The organism is Arthrobacter sp. NyZ413 (assembly GCF_049390645.1).
Classification (GTDB): domain Bacteria; phylum Actinomycetota; class Actinomycetes; order Actinomycetales; family Micrococcaceae; genus Arthrobacter.
Genome location: NZ_CP155434.1, coordinates 211958 through 231637, shown reverse-complemented (window position 1 = coordinate 231637; position 19680 = coordinate 211958). Strand labels below are relative to the sequence as shown.

Sequence of the window (19680 nt, the reverse complement as noted above, 5' to 3'; positions counted from 1 at the left end):
CACCGAAGCCCCCGGAGCCACCGGAGCCACCGTCAGGCGAACGACTCAATCTCCACACCCGCTTCCTCGAGCCCCGCGCGCACCGCCGCCGCCAGCTCGACGGCGCCCGGGGTGTCACCGTGGATGCACAGGGAATCGGGCTTGACGCGAACCACAGTCCCGTCGACGGCGAGGACCTCGCCCCGGACCGCAAAGCGCACTGCGCGCTCGACTACCGCGTCGGCGTCGTGCACTACCGCGCCTTCCTGCGAGCGCGGCACGAGCGTCCCGTCCGGCAGGTAGCCGCGATCCACGAAGGCTTCGCGGAAGACCGGGTGGCCGGATTCGCCGGCGAGCCGCAGGAAAGCGGAACCAGGCAGCCCGAGGACCGGCAGCCCGGGATCGTAGGCCTGGATGGCGGCGACTACGGCTTCGGCTTGGTCGGAGTCGTGGACGATCCTGTTGTAGAGGGCGCCGTGCGGCTTCACGTAGTCCACGGAGGCACCCACAGCGTGGGCCATGCCGTCGAGCGCGCCGAGTTGGTAGAGGACATCGCCGAAGAGCTCGTCGAAGGACATGTCCATGGAACGCCGTCCAAATCCGTGCAGGTCCCGGTAACCGACGTGGGCGCCGACCTTGACGTCGAGCTCGTAGGCGCCGCGGCAACTGTCGAGCATGGTGACGGGGTCTCCGGCGTGGAAGCCGCACGCGACGTTCGCGCTGCTCACGATCCGCAGGATCGAGGCGTCGTCGCCCATGGTCCACGAGCCGAACGACTCGCCCAAATCAGCGTTGAGATCCACTATTTTCCGCCTTTCAGGGCGTTTTGGCGGGCGGCTGGAACCAGCTCGCCCGGGATGGTGTCCGGCATGGGACCGAATGCTTCTTTCGCGGATGCCGCCACGGCACGCCCCATTACGAGGTTGCCCGCTCCGCCGACTACGGCACCCACTCCGAACGGCAGCGCGCGGCCAATCAAGGCACTTCCTTGGCGCTTGACGAGCCGCTTGAGGAAGGCCCGCTGGATGGCGTCGCGGATGACGCCGAAACCACCGCCAGGAATCTTTTTCGTGAGCGTTTTGCCCCAGGCCTGGGTTACGCCCTTGCCTTTGCCGAGCGTTTGTCCGCTGAGGGAGCCCAGCAGGGCGGTGCCTTCTTCGCCGAGCATGATGGCCATCACCAGTGTCCGCGCCCGTTCCGGGTCCGTGAGGTGGATTCCGTGCAGTTCGGCCAGGGAGGCGGCGTAGAGGGCGGTCGCTTCCAGGAAACCGATGGTGGCGACCGCGGACAGCCCCAGCGACGCCGCGGTGCCGATCCCGGGCACGACGGCGGTCGCCCCGACGGCGGCACCCCCGCCCGTGACCGCGGCGAGGTAGTCGCGCTCGAGTTTGGCGGCCAGCTGGCCGGCCGTGGCCCGCGGGTGCTTGCGCTGCAGGCGGCGCAGGTTGGCGAGGACCAGGGGACGTTGGACCTCGACCGCGCGAAGCAGGACATTGTGGACCCCGGGCTTGGGGTTGCCGTGGGCGTCGAACATGGCTTTATGGGCGGTTTCCTGCGCAATTTTCATTGCCGGGTTGTGTCGTTTGGCCATTCTTCACCTCTGCATTCGGCCAGCGAATTTCGTATCGTGTTCCTTCGCCTAGCCTAGGCCACACGCAGCTTCCCCGGCGTAGACTGTAGGCGTTCACGGGAGCAGTCCAACGAAGGACAGGAAGTATCCGGAATGAAGAAGCCAGACGAGCCGATCGACCCCCGCCACCACAGTGATTCCCCCGCAGAAGGGGAAACGGAAGGCTGGGTTTCCCATGACACCGGCCTTCATAGCCAGGACCCCGCGGAAGGGCCGGATAACGACGATTCCGAGTAAACAGCACTAGGCCGGCATGATCCTGGGCGTAGAGATGGTTGCGCGCCGGGTACTGGCTCCGGAAGACACCGAGCCAGGGCATTTGGTGGCACGCGTTCTCGATGAACTTCGTGCCTTGGAGAAACACGACACCGCAAGCATCCGCGCTTTGCGGCGCCGGATTTCCGCGGAGATCGCGACGGCGGAAGCCGGCGTGGTCTTCGATCTCGCCGAAGGGTTGATTCAGGAAGGATTCGACTGGGAGGGCTGGGAATTCATCAATTCCCACGGGGCCGCCTTCGCGGGCCTGACGCGTGCCCGCCTGGAAAAACTGGGCGAATGCATCGAAACCTGGGCGCAGGCGGATGCGTTCGCCACGATCTTGGCCGGCCCGGCGTGGCGCGAGGGGCTCATCTCGAATGCCGACGTCGACAACTGGGCGCGCAGCCCGGACCATTGGTGGCGACGCATAGCGCTCGTGTCCACCACGATCCTCAATACCCGATCGCGATGGGGAACCGGCGATACCCAACGGACGCTCGCCGTCGTCGGTCTCCTCATCAACGATCGCGACGAGACGGTCATCAAAGCCGTCAGCTGGGCGTTGCGTTCCTTGGTGCCTTGGGACCCGCGGGCCGTGCGGACCTTCCTCGAAGCCCACGAGGGCGAGTTGGCTGCCCGTGTGAAGCGTGAGGTCCGGACCAAGCTTGAGACCGGATTGAAGTCGCGCCGGCGCAGCGTCCACAGCGAGGCATCGGTCCACAGCAACTCCGAAACCGCTGCTCCGTAACTGTTCCATTTGGCTCGCCCGGTTGAGGAGGGCTGTCATGCATATCGCTTTTGTCTGCTTGCCTGCGGCAGGCCACGTCAATCCAACGTTGCCGGTGGTCGCGGAATTGGCCCGGCGCGGCCATCGGGTCACGTATGCGACGTCGGACAAGTATGCCAAGGCCGTCGAGGCCACGGGGGCCGGGTTCTTCCGCAGCGGGAAGGACCTGTCCGCCTGGTTCCCCCGGCGCGCGCACCCGGCCGACGGCGATTCGTCACCGATGATGGGCATGTTCGCGGGATTCGCGGCAGGCGGCCTTACGGCTTTGCTGGACCGCATCCTCGAAGGCGCCCGGGAGGAGTTTCCCGCGCTCCTCAACCGGCTCGCCGAAGATCCGCCTGCCGCGATCTGCTACGACGCCATGACTCTGTCGGGGAAGATGGCCGCCGCGAAGCTTGGCCTTCCGGACATCGCATTGCTTCCGACGTATGCCAACAACGGGCACTTCTCCATGCGGCAACTCATGCCCGGACCACCGCCGGAGGGAATGGTGGAGGCGTGGAAGAAGGTCGGCCAACTGATCCATGATTTCGCGGCCGAGCAAGGGGTGGGCCACCTGAAGTTCATGGGTGGGCCCCCGGCTTCGCTGAACATTTCCTTCATTCCCAGGGAATTCCAGCCCGCCGGGGAGACTTTCGATGGCAGCTTCCACTTCGTGGGTCCGTGCCTCGGCGAAAGGGGCGACGACGGCGCGTGGCAGCCTCGTGCGTCGGACGTGCCGTTACTGTTCGTCTCGCTGGGTACAACGCCGTTGAACGACCAGCCGGATTTCTTCAGGAAGTGCCTCCAGGCCTTCGCCGGCCTTCCGTTGCAGGTGGCCATGGCTGTGGGAGAACGCATTGATGTGTCGGAGCTCGGATCGCTTCCGGACAACGTGGAGGTACGGCCGTTCTTTCCGCAGTTGGAGGTGCTGCGCCACGCCAACGCCTTCCTCTCGCACACCGGGATGAACTCGACCATGGAGGCCCTGTACTACGCGGTGCCCATTGTGGCCTACCCGCTGCAACCGGAGCAGGAAGCGAACGCCCGGCGGGTGGAGGACCTCGGCCTCGGACGCCGCCTCCCGCGCGAAGGGCTCACCCCCGAGCTCATTCGGCAGACCGTTCTTGAGGTCAGCGGCGATCCCGTTGTCCGTGGCAATCTCGACGCCATGAGCCAACGGATCCGCGGTTCCGGGGGCGCCCCGGCCGCCGCGGATGCGATCGAAGATTTCCTGACGTCATCGGCTGCAGGGGTTACTTAAGCAACTGGCAGGGCACGCTGACGCCCTTGACGATCCACCCTGTTGGAGCAATCGGCACGATCGTCACGGGTCCGGCATTTGACGGTGCGCATGCCTGGCGGGCTTGGGGCAGGAAGTCGGCCCACACCGGCCCGAACTCGCGGCCTACGCTGATCGGGAAGAAATAGACCAGCATCAGCACGGTCATAACGCTGATCGTCGCTGCCCTTCCCGTGCGCCCAAGGACCTCCCCCAACAGCGGCAAAAGGGCCAGCAGGAACATGGACGGCACCACCGCGTATCGCCCGAGGTGCACTCCGGCCCAGTCGGATTCATCAAATCCGGCGTAGTCGAAGAAATCAGTGAAATTCAGTGCCACCGCCGCGCAAGCCGCCACGATCGAGCCACCGAGGAGGGCGCATGCTGCCACCCTTTCCCGTAGGCCACCCCGCACAAGGATGACGACGAATCCCGCGATAAAGACTGCCGCGGTCAACGCCACGGGCACCCAGCCGAAGCGGGTCACAACGCGGGCCACCTGCCCGGCCGTTCCGAAAACAACGGCCGACGGGCCTTCGATGAACCAGGCATAGAACACCGAGAGCCAATTTGCGGGCTGCGCATCGGGATTCGTGCGCGGGAAGCTCAGCGTAGTGAAAACTTGCGCGCCCACACCCACAAGAAGGGCCAGCCGTGGGCCCCACAAGGTCTTGTCCCGAAGCCGGTAGAGGAACAGCGGCAGGAACATTGCCGTCTGGATTTCCGTCAGGCCTACGAGCAAAGCCGCAACGGTCAGTATGATCCTCTCCACCCAGGTCCGGGTGCTCTTCAGCAGGAGCCAGGGCGCCAAGTACAGGAAGTACCAGTGCAGGTTGGCGAGGTTTCCAAGGGCTTCCTCAGGGCTGGCGGCAACCAAAATGGGAACCGCCGCGAACCCCAGCCTGGTCCACACGTTCTCCGACAATGCGGACGAACAATGGAAAACCAGGGCCGCGACAGCGCCGACAACCAAGCAGGCCGCCACCGTCACCGCGATCGCCCAGCCATCGATCGGCATCACCTTTACAACCAGCCACGAAATGCCGCGCGGCACAACATGGAGGTATCCCTGGTAGGGGGAGAAGATGTTGCGAAGACCGGGGTTCTTGAGCACGTCGTTGATGAAGACTCCGCCATCTTCAGCCCAGAGCGTCCCGATAGCCGGGGCAGGGAGCCGCGCCAGCGACACCAAGGTCGAAACGATAACGATCAGCCCGTACGCGACAGGTGTTCGCCAGCGGCCGGCGGGTGCCGCGGCGGGAACGGAATGGGCGCGACGACGCGCAAGAGAAACAGCCAAAGAAGGGCCCCCATGGAAAATAGCAAACAGAATGCCTATTTTACTTCCATCCGCTGCTGCGTAAGTGCCATTCAGGGGCTCATAAAGACACCTACGCAGCAATCGGTGGGACTTAGACCCGGGCGTTGCCGATGACGGGGAGGCCCGCCGTCGGGAACATGCTGGGGAATTCCGACGGCGGCGGGACCGGCACCGATTCGAGCGGCACCGTTGTGGTGTCGACGCCGATGACGAGCCTTTGACCGCGGACGCTGAGTTCCAGCGGGGTGGTGTCCGCGGACGGACCCGGGACCAGCGCGAGGCTCATGGACCCTTGGTGGAGCTCGACGGACAGCACGCGGCCGCGGACCTTGAGCCGGAAGGCCAGGCTGTCCCATTCCACCGGAAGCCGAGGATCGAAGTGCAGGACTTCGCCTTGGTCGCGCATGCCCGCGAAACCGCACACCAAGGAACTCCAGATCCCCCCGGTCGAGGCGATGTGCACGCCGTCCACGGTGTTCTGGTGCGTGTTGTCGAGGTCGATGAACAGGGCCTCGGTGAAGTGCTTGAGCGCGACGTCGGAGTACCCCACCTCGGCCGCCATGATCCCCTGCACGCAGGCTGACAACGTGGAGTCGCCGGTGGTGATGGGGTCGTAGAAGTCGAAGGCGCGCTGCTTTTCCACGGCCGTGAAGTCCTGCCACTGCAGGAACATCGCAAGCACGGTGTCGGCCTGCTTGAGGACCTGGTGCCGGTAGATCACGAGCGGGTGGAAGTTCAACAGCAGGGGGTACTTGGATTTCGGCGTGGACCAGTCCCACGGTTCCAGGGTCATGAAGTCGTTGTCCTGGCTATAGACCTCCATGTCCGGGTCGAACGGAAGGGACATGCGCTCCGCGGCCTGGTGCCACACCAACCGCTCGGTTTCCGGGACGCCCGGGTGGTCCAAGGCCGCCGCGGCCCGAAGATTGAACCGGGCCATGACGTTTGTGTAGAGGTTGTCGTTGACCACGGCCGTGTATTCGTCCGGCCCGGTGACTCCGTGGATATGGAACATCCCGTCCTTGCCGAAGAAGCCGAGCGAAGCCCACATGCGGGCCGTCTCGATCAACAGGTCCGCGCCGACCTCCGTGCCGAATCCGGCATCGCCGCTTGCCCACTGGTAGCGGTTGGCGGCGAAGGAGATTGCTGCGGCGATGTGGAACTGGGCCGTGCCGGCGGCGTAGTAGGCGCTGGCCTCAAGGCCGTTGATGGTCCGCCACGGGAACAGCGCGCCGTCCACGCTGAGCTCCTTGGCCCGGATCCGCGCGTCGGGGAGCATGGCATGGCGTGATTCGAGGACCTGCCGGGCCGCGGCGGGATTGGTGTAGGTGAGGTATGGCAGCAGGTACACCTCTTGGTCCCAGAAGTAGTGGCCCTCGTAGCCGGAACCGCTCACGCCCTTGGCGGGGATGCCCGCGACGCCGGCGCGCGCCGTTGCCTGGGCGAGCTGGAACAAGCTCCAGCGCACGGCCTGCTGCTGTTCCGGTTGCCCGCCGATGGTGATATCCGCCGTCGACCAGTACTCGCTGTAGTGCCTTGCGCTCTCGGCCAGGATCTCGGTGAAAGGCACCAGCCCGAGTTCGGCGTCCGAGGCCAGGACCTCGCCCGGATCCGCGGCGTCGGCGTCGGCGGTGTTCACGACGTAGCTGACAGTCTTCTCAAGCCGGAAAACGTCGCCCTCGTTCACGGCGAGGACGTAGCGGACAGTGGACTCGTCCTCCCCCACCACGGTTTCGAACGGTTGGCCCTCGGCCGAGATCCAGTGGTCCACGGCCATGCCGATTCGTTGCCGGGATTCGGCGGTTTCCCAGGCGAGGCGCAGTGAGCCGTCCGAGCCTTGGAGGTGCAAGGGGGCCAGGACGCGGCCGGCGTGGCGGCCAGAGCGGCGAGGATCGTGCGCGGAGTGGTCCTCCACAGGCTGGTCCTGCCGGTTGACCACCAAGGAGGTGATGTCCGCGGACACAAGGCGGTCCGCGGTGAGGCTCAATTCGATGCCCAGGGAACCCCTGGACTGGATGCCGACAGCGCGGCGCTCCACCGTGGTGACGGTGGCGCCGGAGCGGCAATCCCAGGTGATCGCGCACTCGTACACGCCGGTGGCGAAGTCGATGCTGCGGCGGTAGTTCAGCACGGCGGATTCGGCGAGGCTCAATGGCTCGCCGTCGATCACCACGTTGAAGTTATTGGCGTCCGGAACGTAAACGATCCGCTGCCCGGTGCGTGCGAAGCCATAGGCGTTCTCCGCGTGCTTGATGTCCCAGGTTTCGTGGAATCCGTTGATGAAAGTGCCGGGAAGTTCGGCGTCCGCGCCCGCCCAGTGGGCGCCGCGGATGCCCAAGTGGCCGTTGCCGAGGCTGAAAAGGGTTTCGAGCGTGCCGGCGTCGCCGGGTACGTGGATGCTCTCCACGAGCTTCCACGGTTCGCAGGGGAAGCGCAGCCGGTCGGAGCTGATGGGTGCCATGGCCTGTTGGGTCCTTCTGTTTCCAGGTGTGAAACGGGTGTGTGTTTAGAGGAGGTCGTCGAGGTCGTCGACCACAAAGGTCGCACCGGCGTCGAGCAGCGTCTGGCGCCCTGCCCCGCGGTTGACGCCGATGACGGCGCGGAAGTTCCCGGCACTGCCGGCCTGCACGCCGGACACCGCGTCTTCGACGACGACGCAGCCTTCAGCGGGAACGTCCAGAAGCTCGGCGGCGTAGCGGAACGTGGCGGGATCGGGCTTCCCGGGGAGCCCGACGGCGGCAGCCACCTGGCCGTCGACGACCACCGGGAAGTAACCGTCCAGTCCGGCCGCCTTGAGTACCGCCGGAGCGTTACGTGAGGAGGAGACGACGGCGAGCTTGAGTCCCAGCTCCAAGGCCGCGTGGATGAAGCGGACGGACCCGGGATAGGGTTCGACGCCGCGCGAATCCACGATCTCGTTGAAGATCCGGTTCTTGCGGTTCCCCAAGCCCTGCACACTGGAGTTGGCGGGGTCGTCGTCAGTCGGGCCTTCCGGCAACGTGATGCCCCGCGAGCCCAGGAAGTCGCGGACGCCGTCGAAACGGGGCTTGCCGTCGATGTGGTCGAAGTAGTCGCTCTCCTGGTAGCCCTCGGGGTGGCCGCTTTCGGCCAGGTACCCGTCGAAGAGTTCCTGCCAGGCTTGTTCATGCACGACGGCGGTGGGCGTCAGCACGCCGTCGAGATCGAAAAGGAGCGCGGCGGCGCCTGTCCAGGCGCCCTTCTGGATTGCTCGGGTATCAGTCATGTTGGGGGTCCGTTCAGCGCTGGCGGCGTGTGGTTTTGCGTTCGATGAGCTTGGTGTCGAGGAAATGGTTGGACGGATCGTTGGGAGCGTCGGCATTCTGGAGTCTTTCCACCAGCAAATTGGCGGCAAAGGCACCTTGGTCCGCAACCGGCTGCGCCACCGTGCTCAGCCCCATGAACCAGCTCATGGGGTGATCGTCGATTCCGATTACGGAGACATTCTTGGGCGCGGACAATCCATGTTCCCGCATGGCCATCAATGCCCCAAATGCGGCCTCATCGCAGTAAGCGAAGACGGCCGTGGGGAGGCTGCGGTGGGCGATGAGTTCGTTCATGGCTTTGCGGCCGCCGTCGATGGTGGAGCCGGAGTTGATGATCAGGTCTGGATGAACGGTGAGGTCGTGGTCCTTCAATGCCCGAGTGAAGCCTTTAAGCCGATCGCTCGAGCTCAAGACGGAGTTTTCGTGGCTCTCGGCACCTGAAAGCACTGCCAAATCCCAGTGTCCCAGCCCGAGAAGGTGTGACGTGGCCTCCCAGGCCGCGTTTTCGTCGTCGATTCCTACGTTGTCCCACGGTACGGACGTCATCCCCACACTGGCAACCGCCAGGCCGGAAGCGGCCAGAAGGGCGATCTCGGAATCGCTCAAATCAACGTTGAGGAGCAATACGCCGTCCACGCGCTGCGAGAGGCCGAGCAAGTCACCGAAGATCTTATGCTTGACGCTGGCTTTGCCGCGGAGGCTGATGAGGACGGTATCCAATCCGCTGTCCCCGAAGACTTCCTCGGCCGCTTCAACGGCCTGGGCGAAGTACCAGGCTGTTGCGGTCGGGGTGATGATGGCGATGGATCCGGTGCTTCCGCCGGCCAAGCGTGCTGCCGCGGATGATGCTTTATAGCCGAGCTTCGCTGCGGCGTCCATTACCTTCGATTGTGCCTTTTCGGACACATTCGGCAGGTTCCGCAGGGCACGGGAAACCGTGCAGATGGACAGGCCCGAGAGGACGGCGACGTCCTGGATTGTCGCTCGATGAGACTTAACCATTCAACACGGCCTCAACCCTTTCATTCCTTGGATTTGACGGCATTTCCGTGCACCGCCGAAGAAGAGTGTAAGCGCTTACAATTTTGGCAATCAAGAGTTGTATTCAGGCACCCGCGATTGTGACAGGAACAGCGCGTTAACGCAGGACGTAGTACCGCAGGAACGCGCTGACATCCACCATTTCCGGGGCTTCGATCCGGTGCCCCATGCCCGGGTAGCTTCGCGAGGTGAGGGCCGTGTTCGCGTTGAGCCACTCCTCCGTGTGCTGGACCGCGTCGCGGAAGATCACGGGATCGCTTTTGTCCCTCCCCCAAAAGAAGGGCGGCGGAGAGTCGAAGGATTCACTGAGGGAAAGGAGATCGTTTTCCAACACGAACCCGGAAAGGCCCACGGTCGCTTTGAACCCCTCGGGCCGAAGCCGCAGCAAGGTGCTCGCCATCGCCATCCCTTGCGAATAGCCAAGCAGGCTCACACTGCTGTGGTTGTGCTTGACGGAGTCGATCCACGCGAACACCTTGCTGGTTGTGCTGATGACGTCCGCGAAGTCGTTGGCAAGGAAGTAGTCCAGCAGGAACCAGCCGTAGTGGTCGCCTATGGGCATGGGGCCACGGACCGCGGCGCACGTGAATTCCTTGGGGATCTGCGGAAACAGATTGACCATGCGGAGCTCGTCTGTGCCATACCCGTGCAACATGACCAGCAGGGGCGTGCCCGCGCGCTCATGCTCCGGCTTGGACCAGACGACTGTTTCCATGCGCCAAAGCATAGTAGGCGGCGTCGCCGTCGATATCGCCGGAACGCGCCCGGGTCGCCGGAAGGCTCGGGCGAGCCGGCACCGTTCCGGCGAGCTCGCGCTCAGCAGCCGCGCCCCGGGCGTAGACTCTGTTGCTCCAGCTTAAGGACTCCGAGCGCATGCAGAAGGAGAGCACCAATGACGGGCAACTTCATCGCAACTTCAAGCATTGACATCGACGCCGACGCAGACCGGGTGTGGACCGTGCTCACGGATCCCTCCGCCATCAAGGAATTCATGTTCGGAACCGAGGTTTCCACTGACTGGACAGTCGGCGGACCGATCACCTGGCGGGGCACCTGGGAAGGCAAGGATTACGAAGACAAGGGCGTCATCCTCGAATTCGAACCGGGCAAGCGGCTGGTGAACACCCATTTCAGCCCGCTCTCCGGCCAGGACGACATCCCCGCGAACTACCACACGCTCACTTGGACACTCGAGCCCCAAAACGGCGCGACCAGGCTGACGCTCACCCAGGACAAGAACGGCAGCGCCGAGGAAGCGAAGCACGCGGAAGGCATGTGGGACGCCTTGGTAACGAGCGTCAAGCAAATCGCCGAACGAGGCTAAGCCACAGTCACACTCCCTGTCGCTCAAGGCGAGCACCGCCGTCGGGCCCTCACGACACCTTGTTCGCCTGACGACGCCGAAAATACCTGGCGACACCAGAATTCCGGTATCGCCACCGCTTCTCCGCGTCGCGTGGCCGGACGAACGTCGCGAGGCAAAACCCGCGTCGCACAGCAAGACCTCCACGCCCGACGCCGCCTCGACCCAACCCCGAGCGACGGAAGCACCGCACGCAAGGCGCGCACCGCCGTCGGGCCCTCACGACACCTTGATCGCCTAACGACGCCGAAAATCCATCACGACACCAGAATTCCCGTATCGCCACCCCTTATCCGCGTCGCGCGGCCGGATGTACGTCGCCAGGCAAAACCCGCAGCGCACAGCAAGACCTCCGTCGTGAGGCAAAACCCGCGTCGCGCGGTACCCCTCCGCACCAACCCAACCCCGAGCCACGGAAGCACGGCACTCAAGGCGCGCACCGCCGTCGGGCCCTCACGACACCTTGTCCGCCTGACGACGCCGAAACTACCTGGCGACACCAGAATTCCGGTATCGCCACCCCTTCTCCGCGTCCCGTGGCCGGACGAACATCGCCAGGCAAAACCAGCGTCGCACAGCACGACCTCCGTCGCGAGGCAAAACCCGCGTCGCGCAGCACCCCTCCGTGCCCGACGCCACGTCAACACAAACCCGAGCCACGGAAGCACCGCACGCAAGGCGCGCACCGCCGTCGGGCCCTCACGACACCTTGTTCGCCTGACGACGCCGAAAATACCTGGCGACACCAGAATTCCGGTTTCGCCATTCCTTCTCCGCGTCGGGCGACCGGATCAACGTCGCCAGGCAGAACCCGCGTCGCACAGCATCCATCCGCACCAACCCAACCCCAAGCCACGGAGGCACGGCACTCAAGGCGCGCACCGCCGTCGGGCCCTCACGACACCTTGTTCGCCTGACGACGCCGAAAATCCATCACGACACCAGAATTCCGGTATCGCCACCCCTTCTCCGCGTCCCGTGGCCGGATGGACGTCGCCAGGCAAAACCAGCGTCGCGCAGTTTGGCATAGCTACCGCTCGAAGTGCGAGACCGGCGCTTCGGAGTTCAGGGACGATAGGAGCTCTTCGGCGACCTCCCGAAGCTTCCGGTTCCGGCCGTTTGAAACCCTCGTCAGGATGTTGAACGCTTCCTCCTGGCTGCACCGGTTCTGGCCCATGATGACTCCCGTGGCGAGGTCGATCGCGGTACGGGAACGCATGGCGCGCTCAAGGTCGTCGACCAACTGCTGCCTGGCGCCGATCCGGACAGCCAGCCGCAGGGCTTTTTCTGCCTGGCTGGCGAATTGTTCGCAGTTCCGGACAGCCACCTCGTCAAAGGCTTCCTTCTGCGGCGCGAAAAGGTTGATGGCCGCCGTCGCGCCGTCTTCAAGCGCCAACGGGACACATAAGACAGCGAGATGGCCGCGCTCGGCAATGGTGGTGCAGTACTCGACCCAGCGCGAATCCGCTGAGGTGTCCGGGACCAGGATCGTCTTCTCGGTTCGCATCGCTTCCAAGCAGGGCCCGTCGCCGTACGCCTGCTGCACCTCGTCGACGAGCCGGGCCTCCCGGCTGCTCCCCGCTATGGTCATGGAGCGCCTGCGCCGGCTCAAGGTGATGCCGCACAGGATTTCCTGACCCCGGGCCTCGGACACTGCCGCGGCCGAAAAGACTGCCAGGTCCTCAAGGAAACCACTGACGTCGTCGCTATCGATGACCAAGTCCTGGAGCTGCTCCACCACGGAGGCGTCGGCACTCATTTCATCCATGCCTCAGTTTAAGGGCGTAAAAGTGCCGACGGCGGAAACAATCCGTAAGGAGCGACCGCTGAATGCCCACTCCGTGGACACAGTGTGGACCACTCTTGCGCACCACCGTGGAGCGGTGCAGAATTCTTCTACAGTCCGTACATAGACCGGACCCAGGCCAACCCACCGGCCTGTTCGCTCAAGCAGCCGGGCGCTATTCACCCCATGTGAAAGTGCTGCCCCATGAGCAACCATCCCAGTCCGGCACGGAAGTAGCCGATGTCGGCTACTTCCCAATCATCGGGATCCCTCGAACCAGGGCTCCCCGGCGCATCCCCGCTATGGTGTGGCGCCTGCGGCACGGACGAACACCTCATCGTTGAATCAATCCAATCCCAGATCCCTGGCCAGGCATCAGCGCCTGGCCAGTTGCTGGCGGTGTTCTACAGGTGCGCCTCATGCGGGTTCTCCTACAGCCACCCTGCCACCGTCCAGCAAGCGGGGGCCATCCTGAATCGTCGGGGGATACAGGATGGCCTCCTCCAGTTCGGCAACCACTACTTCCACTGCAGCGAACCCCTCAGGGAAGTGGGGCGGTCCCGCCAAAGAATCGAAATGCCGAAGGGTGACCACCCATCAGCAGACGGCTCACCCCAGGAAGCAATTCTTGTGGTGAAGACCTTGAGGTGCAGTTGCAGCTTCGAACTGAAAATACCTGCGTAGCCGGGCCTGAAACCACGGGAAGAAAGAAGCATGATGAAACACGGAAGCGCAGGGTCCGGCAGGAACAGCCAGAAGAGCGATAACCGCAAGGACTCGCCGGACACGGTCGACCGCAGCCCAGGGCAGGGCGTCGATACCCGCTCCGAGCAACGCCCCGAGCAGGGAGTTGAGCAGGGCGTTGAGTCGGGCGTAGAGCAACGCCCCGAGCAGGGCCTCGACGAGGTGGACGAGCGAAGGAAGAAGCACCAGACGGAAAACTCCCCGGCGAGGAAGCTGGATTTGCCCGACCCGCCAGACCCGGACAACCTCCCGATCAACTATCCGGCGACTCGAAAGCCCGTCCGGCCGCACGGCATCGAGTGGCCGTAGCGCAGCAGGCGGCAGCGCGGGCGCACCGGCCCAGCTAACACACGAGCACCCCTAACGCACGAGCACCGCTAACGCGCCCCGCAAAGGTAGCCAAACCCACCCAAAACCACATCCACTCCACCCCACAACCCCAAAACCGCATCCCACAATCTTTGTTTATGTTGTTTTCTATTGACAGAGCAACATGAACAAAGATAGAGTCAAGCAATTCCACATCATGTGATGACTGTCACGGATGTACCAGATCGCTTGTACGCAATGGAGGGTATGTGTTCGCCGAGGAGCGCCAGCAGCTGATCTCCGAGCTCGTTGCCGAGCGCGGACGCGTCAGCGTTACGGACCTCGCGGACCGGTTCAGCATCACCACGGAAACCGTCCGCCGCGACCTCGCCGTCCTTGAATCCGCGGGGAACATCCGGCGGGTCCACGGCGGAGCCGTTCCGTCGGACCGCCTCAGCACCCGCGAGGAAAGCGTCGTCGAACGTGCCGTCCAGCGCCAGCCGGAAAAGCTCCGCATCGCCGAGGCCGCCCTTGCCCTCATCCCGGAAAACCGCGCCGGCAGCATCCTGATCGACGCCGGTTCCACCACCGAGGCACTGGCCCGCCTCCTCGGCCAGCGCGCCCAAACCAACGCGTCCGCCAACGGAAAGCCTGCCGATGAGGAGCTGGTGGTCATCACACACGCCATTCCCATTGCCGGCCAGCTGACGGGCCATCCGCACATCGCCCTGCATATCCTCGGCGGCCGTGTCCGCGGACTCACGCAGGCCGCCGTCGGACAATCCACCGTCGACGCCGCGTCCCGGCTCCGGCCGGACATCGCGTTCGTCGGCGCCAACGGAATCCATGCCACGTTCGGGCTCAGCACCCCTGACCCCGAAGAAGCCGCCGTCAAGGCCGCCTTCGTCACGTCCGCACGGCGCGTCGTCGTCCTCGCGGACTCCTCCAAGCTGGACGCCGAAACCCTCGTCCAGTTCGCCGCCCTGAAAGATGTGGACACCGTGATTACTGACCACGAACCATCCGAAGAGCTCTCGGCCGCCCTGGCTGAGGCAGGCGTCGACGTGGTGGTCGCATGATCGTCACACTGACTGCCAACCCCAGCCTTGACCGGACTGTTGAGCTCCCTGGCGCCTTGGCCCGCGGCGAGGTGCAGCGCGCCGTCGCCGTCCACCAGCACTCAGGTGGCAAAGGCGTCAATGTCTCCCGCGCGCTTGTCGCGTCGGGCCTGGACACCGTCGCGGTCCTGCCGGGCGGGGATTCCGATCCCGTCCTCGCCGGACTGCTCGACGACGGCGTCCCCTACGCCGCCTTGCCGATCAGCGAGCCGCTGCGCAGCAACGTCACGCTCACCGAGCCGGACGGCGTCACCACCAAGATCAACGAACCCGGCCCGGAGTTGAGCCCGGACGAGCAGGAAGCCCTGATCGGGCTCCTGCTGGACCGCTCCCGTGGTGCGAGCTGGGTGGTACTGGCCGGTTCGCTCCCGCCAGGGGTGCCCGCGGACTTTTACGCCACCGTGGCCCGGCGCCTTCGTTCCAGGGGCAACAGTTCGGTGGACAACCCAGCGAATGACGGCGGAGCTCCCCTGATCGCGATCGATTCCTCGGGTGCCCCGCTGGCAGCCTCCATCGGCAGTAACGCCGACGGAGAGATCAGCGGGAAGCCCGATCTCCTGAAGCCCAACGCTGAGGAACTGGCCGAACTGGCCGCCGCAGCGGGCTTCGCAAACGTCCACACGGCTGACGAACTGGAAGCGGACCCGGGCCTCGCCGCCAAGGCCGCTGCCGCCGTCGTCGAAAGCGGTGTGGGAGCGGTACTCGCAACACTCGGTTCCAAAGGCGCAGTCCTGGTAACCGCCGACGGTGCGTGGCTCGCCACCCATCCGCCGATCCAAGCCGTCAGCACCGTTGGTGCGGGCGACTCGTCCCTTGCCGGCTATCTGCTGGCCGCCACCCGTGGCGGATCCGCGCAGGACTGCCTTCGTCAGGCTGTGGCACATGGTGCCGCCGCTGCCTCGCTGCCGGGCTCCACTGTCCCGGCAGTCCACCAAACAACTCCCGACGCCGTAACCATCACGGCCCTTCAGAAGGACTAACAGTGACCCAGCTCATCACCCCCCAACTGGTCACCCTCGACCAGAACCTCGGCGATGCTCCTGCCGATGTCATCCGCTTCCTGGCGGGCAAAGTTGCCGCCGAGGGACGTGCCACCGAGGTTGAAGGGCTCTTCGCCGACGCCTTCGCCCGCGAGCAGAAGACCGCAACGGGCGTCCCCGGCGGAATCGCAATTCCGCACTGCCGCTCCGAAGCCGTGACCGAAGCAACCCTCGCAATGGCCCGGCTCTCGCACAAGGTGGACTTCGGCGCCAAGGATGGTCCCGCAGACATCATCTTCTTCATTGCCGCCCCGGCAGGCGCGGACCAGGAGCACCTGAAACTGCTCGCCAAGCTGGCCCGCTCCCTCATCAAGAAGGACTTCACCGCAGGACTCCGCGCGGCCGCGACGCCTGAAGACATCGTGGAACTGGTCGAAGGCGCCCTTGCCGACAAGCCCGCCGCGGCTGCTTCCGAGGCCGCGGTTCCGGCGCCGGCTGCCGCCGCATCAGCCTCCGCCCCCAAGCGGATCGTCGCCGTTACGGCCTGCCCCACCGGCATCGCCCACACCTACATGGCAGCCGACTCCCTCGTGGCAGCAGGCAAGGAAGCCGGCGTCGACCTGCAGGTGGAAACCCAGGGCTCGGGCGGATTCACTGCCCTTGACCCGGCCGTCATTGCCGCCGCCGACGCCGTGATCTTCGCAGTGGACGTGGATGTGCGCGGCAAGGAGCGTTTCGCGGGCAAGCCCGTCATCAACGCACCCGTGAAGCGCGGCATCGACGAACCGGCCAAGATGGTCCAGGAAGCCATCGCCGCCTCCACCGACCCGCATGCCCACCGTGTGCCGCACTTCGGCGCCGAAGAACGCGCCGAGCAAGCGTCCGAGGCTGCGAGCGAGCACCTCGGCACCAAGGTCAAGAAGGTCCTGCTGACGGGCGTCAGCTACATGATCCCGTTCGTCGCCGGCGGCGGCCTGCTCATCGCCTTGGGCTTCTTGCTCGCAGGCTACGACATTGCCCTGGGCACCAAGGCCAACGACATCCTGGCCCACAACACCCTGCTCAACCTTCCCGACGGTAACCTCGCCCTTTACTTGGGCACGGTTGCTTTCAAGATCGGCGGGCTTTCCCTCGGCTTCCTTGTCCCGGCGCTGGCTGGCTACATCGCCTACGGCATCGCGGACCGTCCCGGCATTGCCCCGGGCTTCGTTGCCGGTGCGGTGTCCGGCTTCATGGGCGCAGGCTTCCTTGGTGGGCTCGTAGGTGGTCTGCTCGCCGGCCTGACGGCCCACTGGATCGGCACCTTCGACGTCCCGAGGTGGCTCCGTGGCCTCATGCCGGTCGTGATCATCCCGCTGTTGGCCTCGATTGTCGCCTCCGGCCTCATGTTCCTGGTCCTCGGCGGTCCTATTGCCTGGGTGACCACCCAGCTCAACACCTGGCTGACCGGCATGACCGGCGCATCTGCGATTGTCCTCGGCATCATCCTTGGCCTCATGATGTGCTTCGACCTCGGTGGGCCCGTCAACAAGGTTGCCTACTCCTTCGCCGTCGCCGGCCTCGGCGCGGGCAGCCTCGCCAACCCGGCTCCGCTGCAGATCATGGCCGCGGTCATGGCCGCCGGCATGGTTCCCCCGCTCGCCATGGCTCTGGCTACCACCATCAACAAGAAGGGCTTCAGCCTCGCTGAGCGCGAAAACGGCAAGGCCGCCTGGTTGCTCGGTGCTTCCTTCATCTCCGAAGGCGCCATCCCGTTCGCTGCTGCAGACCCGTTCCGCGTCATCCCCTCCAGCATGCTGGGCGGCGCGATCACCGGCGCACTCTGCATGGCCAGCGGCGTGACTTCCCAGGCACCGCACGGCGGCATCTTCGTCTTCTTCGCGATTGGAAACATCACGATGTTCATCGTTTCGATCGTGATCGGTTCCGCGGTTACCGCCCTGGTGCTGCTCGCGCTGAAGCGCTGGGCCGTCCGGAAGCCCGAAGAAGCCGAGCAGGTCCGCGTTCCCGTCGCAGCCTGACCACTGCCAACCAGCTAGTTAGAGGACCACATCCATGCAGACCTTTTCAGGTGTAGGCGTAGCCCCCGGGCGCGTCCTGGGTCCGGTACGGCAAATGCCGAAGCCGGTCCAGGAGCCGGCCCCGCACGCGCCCGGGGCAGCCGACAATCCTGCGGACGTCACCGTCGAATCGCAGGGCCGGCGCATCAAGGATGCCGCCAAGGCCGTGCAGGCGGAACTCCGTGCCCGAGCCGCCGGAGCGTCCGGCGAAGGCAAAGAGGTCTTGGAAGCAACAGCCCTGATGGCCGCCGATCCCATGTTGGTGAAGTCGGCCATCAGGCTCCTCTCCCCCGAAGCCCCGGGCGGCGCGCGTACCGCCGAACTGGCCGTCTGGGAAGCGGCAGCCACGGTTGCCGAATCCTTGAAAGCCCTCGGCGGCTATATGGCCGAACGGGTCGCGGATGTCCTGGACGTCCGCGCCCGGATCGTCTCGGAACTGCGCGGACTGCCCGAGCCGGGCATCCCGGCGTCGGACGTTCCGTTCATCCTGGCAGCCGAGGACCTCGCCCCCGCTGACACCGCCACCCTGGACCCCACTAAGGTCATCGCCCTGATTACCTCCAGCGGCGGCCCGCAATCCCACACCGCGATCCTGGCCAGGGCCCTCGGCCTGCCCGCGATCGTCGCGGCTCCCGGCGTTGACGGGCTCGACGACGGCACGGAGATCTACCTCGACGGTGCCGCCGGGACCATCACCACCGAACCGGGCGAGGACCTTCGCCTCGCCGCCAAGGCCTGGGCGACCCAGGCGTCCACCCTTGCCGCGTTCAGCGGAAACAACGCTTTGGCCGACGGCTTCCGCGTGCCCCTGCTCGCCAACGTCGGCACCGGCGCGGACGCGGTCAGAGCCGCCGACGCCGGTGCTGAAGGCGTCGGCCTGTTGCGCACCGAATTCTGCTTCCTGGACCGCGACGACGAACCCTCCGTCGAGGAGCAGATCGCCGCCTATGGCGCGGTGTTCGCGGCGTTCCCGGGCAAGAAGGTAGTGGCCCGGACCCTCGACGCCGGCGCTGACAAGCCCCTTCCGTTCCTCACCAACGCCGACGAACCCAACCCCGCGCTCGGTGTCCGCGGTTACCGGACGGACCTCACGTCTCCCGGTGTCCTCGAACGCCAACTGGAAGCGATCGCGGCGGCGGAAGCTGCCCACCAGGCCGAGGTCTGGGTCATGGCTCCCATGATTTCCACCGCCGATGAGGCCGCACGCTTCGCGTCCCTTTGCTCGGCCGCCGGTTTGCGGACCCCGGGCGTCATGGTGGAGGTCCCGTCTGCTGCCCTGACCGCGTCCACAGTGCTGCGCGAAGTCAGCTTCGCTTCCCTTGGAACCAACGACCTCACCCAGTACGCCATGGCGGCCGACCGCCAGCTCGGCCCGCTCGCGAGCCTCAACGACCCTTGGCAACCGGCCGTGCTGCAACTCGTGAAGTTGACCGTCGACGGCGCTGCTGCCGCCAGCACGGTGCCCGCGGGCACGGCCGCTGCCGGCACCAAGCCCGTGGGCGTCTGCGGTGAGGCTGCCGCGGACCCGGCCCTCGCCGTCGTACTCGTTGGACTCGGCGTGGCGACGCTCTCGATGAGCGCCCGCGCGCTGGCTGCCGTTTCAACGGTGCTGGCCACCGTAACCGTTGAGCAAGCACGGAACCTCGCCGTGGCCGCGCTGGCTGCGCCAAGTGCTTCAGCGGCACGCCAGACAGTCCGCGCCCAACTCCCTATTCTGGATGAGTTGGGTCTTTAGACTTTCCTCAAGTCCACAAACGAA

Annotated in this window: 17 protein-coding genes; 9 read left to right on the top strand and 8 right to left on the bottom strand. The window is 65.4% G+C overall.

Annotation, left to right across the window (positions count from 1 at the left end; genetic code table 11):
* Nucleotides 1-32 precede the first annotated feature (32 nt).
* Together ABCW42_RS01120 and ABCW42_RS01115 are read right to left on the bottom strand one after the other, a co-directional pair.
* Nucleotides 33-782 carry a LamB/YcsF family protein gene (locus ABCW42_RS01120; protein WP_423183145.1) on the bottom strand — a complete coding sequence of 250 codons (750 nt, stop codon included), beginning with the start codon at nucleotides 780-782 and terminating at the stop codon, nucleotides 33-35.
* Nucleotides 782-1570, bottom strand: a complete 789-nt coding sequence (locus ABCW42_RS01115) for a hypothetical protein (RefSeq protein WP_423183144.1) — start codon at nucleotides 1568-1570, stop codon at nucleotides 782-784. The genes ABCW42_RS01120 and ABCW42_RS01115 overlap by 1 nt, the downstream gene beginning before the upstream one ends.
* 132 nt (nucleotides 1571-1702) lie before the next feature.
* Here ABCW42_RS01115 and ABCW42_RS01110 point away from each other — a divergent pair, with 132 nt between their 5' ends.
* From ABCW42_RS01110 to ABCW42_RS01100, 3 genes are read left to right on the top strand one after another with little or no spacing between them, the layout of a single operon-like run.
* On the top strand, nucleotides 1703-1846 hold the full coding sequence (locus tag ABCW42_RS01110; RefSeq protein WP_423183143.1) for a hypothetical protein: 144 nt from the start codon (nucleotides 1703-1705) through the stop codon (nucleotides 1844-1846).
* 16 nt (nucleotides 1847-1862) lie between these two features.
* Nucleotides 1863-2615, top strand: a complete 753-nt coding sequence (locus ABCW42_RS01105; RefSeq protein WP_423183142.1) for a DNA alkylation repair protein — start codon at nucleotides 1863-1865, stop codon at nucleotides 2613-2615.
* Nucleotides 2616-2652: 37 nt separating this feature from the next.
* Nucleotides 2653-3897 (top strand): macrolide family glycosyltransferase, encoded by a 1245-nt coding sequence (locus ABCW42_RS01100; protein WP_423183141.1) that lies wholly within the window; start codon nucleotides 2653-2655, stop codon nucleotides 3895-3897.
* Here the strand turns inward: ABCW42_RS01100 and ABCW42_RS01095 are convergent.
* From ABCW42_RS01095 to ABCW42_RS01075, 5 genes are all read right to left on the bottom strand, one after another.
* Nucleotides 3890-5215, bottom strand: a complete 1326-nt coding sequence (locus ABCW42_RS01095; protein ID WP_423183140.1) for a hypothetical protein — start codon at nucleotides 5213-5215, stop codon at nucleotides 3890-3892. The genes ABCW42_RS01100 and ABCW42_RS01095 overlap by 8 nt on opposite strands.
* 112 nt (nucleotides 5216-5327) lie before the next feature.
* Entirely contained in the window at nucleotides 5328-7697 is a 2370-nt protein-coding gene (locus ABCW42_RS01090) for a glycoside hydrolase family 65 protein (protein WP_423183139.1), read from the bottom strand.
* Nucleotides 7698-7742: 45 nt separating this feature from the next.
* Nucleotides 7743-8480: an HAD family hydrolase gene (locus tag ABCW42_RS01085; RefSeq protein WP_423183138.1), complete on the bottom strand. Its 738-nt coding sequence runs from the start codon at nucleotides 8478-8480 to the stop codon at nucleotides 7743-7745.
* A 13-nt stretch (nucleotides 8481-8493) separates the two neighbouring features.
* The gene (locus ABCW42_RS01080; protein ID WP_423183137.1) at nucleotides 8494-9522 is read right to left on the bottom strand and encodes a LacI family DNA-binding transcriptional regulator; all 1029 of its coding nucleotides are present in this window, start codon (nucleotides 9520-9522) and stop codon (nucleotides 8494-8496) included.
* A 136-nt stretch (nucleotides 9523-9658) separates the two neighbouring features.
* The gene (locus ABCW42_RS01075) at nucleotides 9659-10276 is read right to left on the bottom strand and encodes an alpha/beta hydrolase (RefSeq protein ID WP_423183136.1); all 618 of its coding nucleotides are present in this window, start codon (nucleotides 10274-10276) and stop codon (nucleotides 9659-9661) included.
* 177 nt (nucleotides 10277-10453) lie between these two features.
* Here ABCW42_RS01075 and ABCW42_RS01070 point away from each other — a divergent pair, with 177 nt between their 5' ends.
* A complete protein-coding gene (locus tag ABCW42_RS01070; protein WP_423183135.1) occupies nucleotides 10454-10885 on the top strand; it encodes an SRPBCC domain-containing protein in 432 nt (143 codons plus the stop codon).
* A 1069-nt stretch (nucleotides 10886-11954) separates the two neighbouring features.
* Here the strand turns inward: ABCW42_RS01070 and ABCW42_RS01065 are convergent.
* Nucleotides 11955-12692 (bottom strand): GAF and ANTAR domain-containing protein, encoded by a 738-nt coding sequence (locus ABCW42_RS01065; protein WP_423183134.1) that lies wholly within the window; start codon nucleotides 12690-12692, stop codon nucleotides 11955-11957.
* 732 nt (nucleotides 12693-13424) lie between these two features.
* Between ABCW42_RS01065 and ABCW42_RS01060 the strand changes: the two genes are divergently transcribed.
* From ABCW42_RS01060 to ABCW42_RS01040, 5 genes are all read left to right on the top strand, one after another.
* On the top strand, nucleotides 13425-13763 hold the full coding sequence (locus ABCW42_RS01060; protein WP_423183133.1) for a hypothetical protein: 339 nt from the start codon (nucleotides 13425-13427) through the stop codon (nucleotides 13761-13763).
* Nucleotides 13764-14032: 269 nt separating this feature from the next.
* Nucleotides 14033-14842, top strand: coding sequence for a DeoR/GlpR family DNA-binding transcription regulator (locus ABCW42_RS01055; RefSeq protein ID WP_423183132.1), 810 nt, complete (start codon nucleotides 14033-14035; stop codon nucleotides 14840-14842).
* Nucleotides 14839-15861 carry a 1-phosphofructokinase family hexose kinase gene (locus ABCW42_RS01050; protein WP_423183131.1) on the top strand — a complete coding sequence of 341 codons (1023 nt, stop codon included), beginning with the start codon at nucleotides 14839-14841 and terminating at the stop codon, nucleotides 15859-15861. Before ABCW42_RS01055 ends, ABCW42_RS01050 begins: the two co-directional genes overlap by 4 nt.
* A gap of 2 nt (nucleotides 15862-15863) precedes the next feature.
* The gene (locus ABCW42_RS01045; RefSeq protein ID WP_423183130.1) at nucleotides 15864-17882 is read left to right on the top strand and encodes a PTS fructose transporter subunit IIABC; all 2019 of its coding nucleotides are present in this window, start codon (nucleotides 15864-15866) and stop codon (nucleotides 17880-17882) included.
* A gap of 34 nt (nucleotides 17883-17916) precedes the next feature.
* Nucleotides 17917-19656, top strand: a complete 1740-nt coding sequence (locus ABCW42_RS01040) for a phosphoenolpyruvate--protein phosphotransferase (protein ID WP_423183129.1) — start codon at nucleotides 17917-17919, stop codon at nucleotides 19654-19656.
* Nucleotides 19657-19680: the final 24 nt, after the last annotated feature.

What these genes read in the sequence shown, in the direction of transcription:
- ABCW42_RS01115 (WP_423183144.1), bottom strand. Translation starts at nt 1,570, where the DNA reads ATGGCCAAACGACACAACCCGGCAATGAAAATTGCGCAGGAAACCGCC.
- ABCW42_RS01110 (WP_423183143.1), top strand. Translation starts at nt 1,703, where the DNA reads ATGAAGAAGCCAGACGAGCCGATCGACCCCCGCCACCACAGTGATTCC.
- ABCW42_RS01105 (WP_423183142.1), top strand. Translation starts at nt 1,863, where the DNA reads ATGATCCTGGGCGTAGAGATGGTTGCGCGCCGGGTACTGGCTCCGGAA.
- ABCW42_RS01100 (WP_423183141.1), top strand. Translation starts at nt 2,653, where the DNA reads ATGCATATCGCTTTTGTCTGCTTGCCTGCGGCAGGCCACGTCAATCCA.
- ABCW42_RS01090 (WP_423183139.1), bottom strand. Translation starts at nt 7,697, where the DNA reads ATGGCACCCATCAGCTCCGACCGGCTGCGCTTCCCCTGCGAACCGTGG.
- ABCW42_RS01085 (WP_423183138.1), bottom strand. Translation starts at nt 8,480, where the DNA reads ATGACTGATACCCGAGCAATCCAGAAGGGCGCCTGGACAGGCGCCGCC.
- ABCW42_RS01080 (WP_423183137.1), bottom strand. Translation starts at nt 9,522, where the DNA reads ATGGTTAAGTCTCATCGAGCGACAATCCAGGACGTCGCCGTCCTCTCG.
- ABCW42_RS01075 (WP_423183136.1), bottom strand. Translation starts at nt 10,276, where the DNA reads ATGGAAACAGTCGTCTGGTCCAAGCCGGAGCATGAGCGCGCGGGCACG.
- ABCW42_RS01070 (WP_423183135.1), top strand. Translation starts at nt 10,454, where the DNA reads ATGACGGGCAACTTCATCGCAACTTCAAGCATTGACATCGACGCCGAC.
- ABCW42_RS01065 (WP_423183134.1), bottom strand. Translation starts at nt 12,692, where the DNA reads ATGGATGAAATGAGTGCCGACGCCTCCGTGGTGGAGCAGCTCCAGGAC.
- ABCW42_RS01060 (WP_423183133.1), top strand. Translation starts at nt 13,425, where the DNA reads ATGATGAAACACGGAAGCGCAGGGTCCGGCAGGAACAGCCAGAAGAGC.
- ABCW42_RS01050 (WP_423183131.1), top strand. Translation starts at nt 14,839, where the DNA reads ATGATCGTCACACTGACTGCCAACCCCAGCCTTGACCGGACTGTTGAG.
- ABCW42_RS01040 (WP_423183129.1), top strand. Translation starts at nt 17,917, where the DNA reads ATGCAGACCTTTTCAGGTGTAGGCGTAGCCCCCGGGCGCGTCCTGGGT.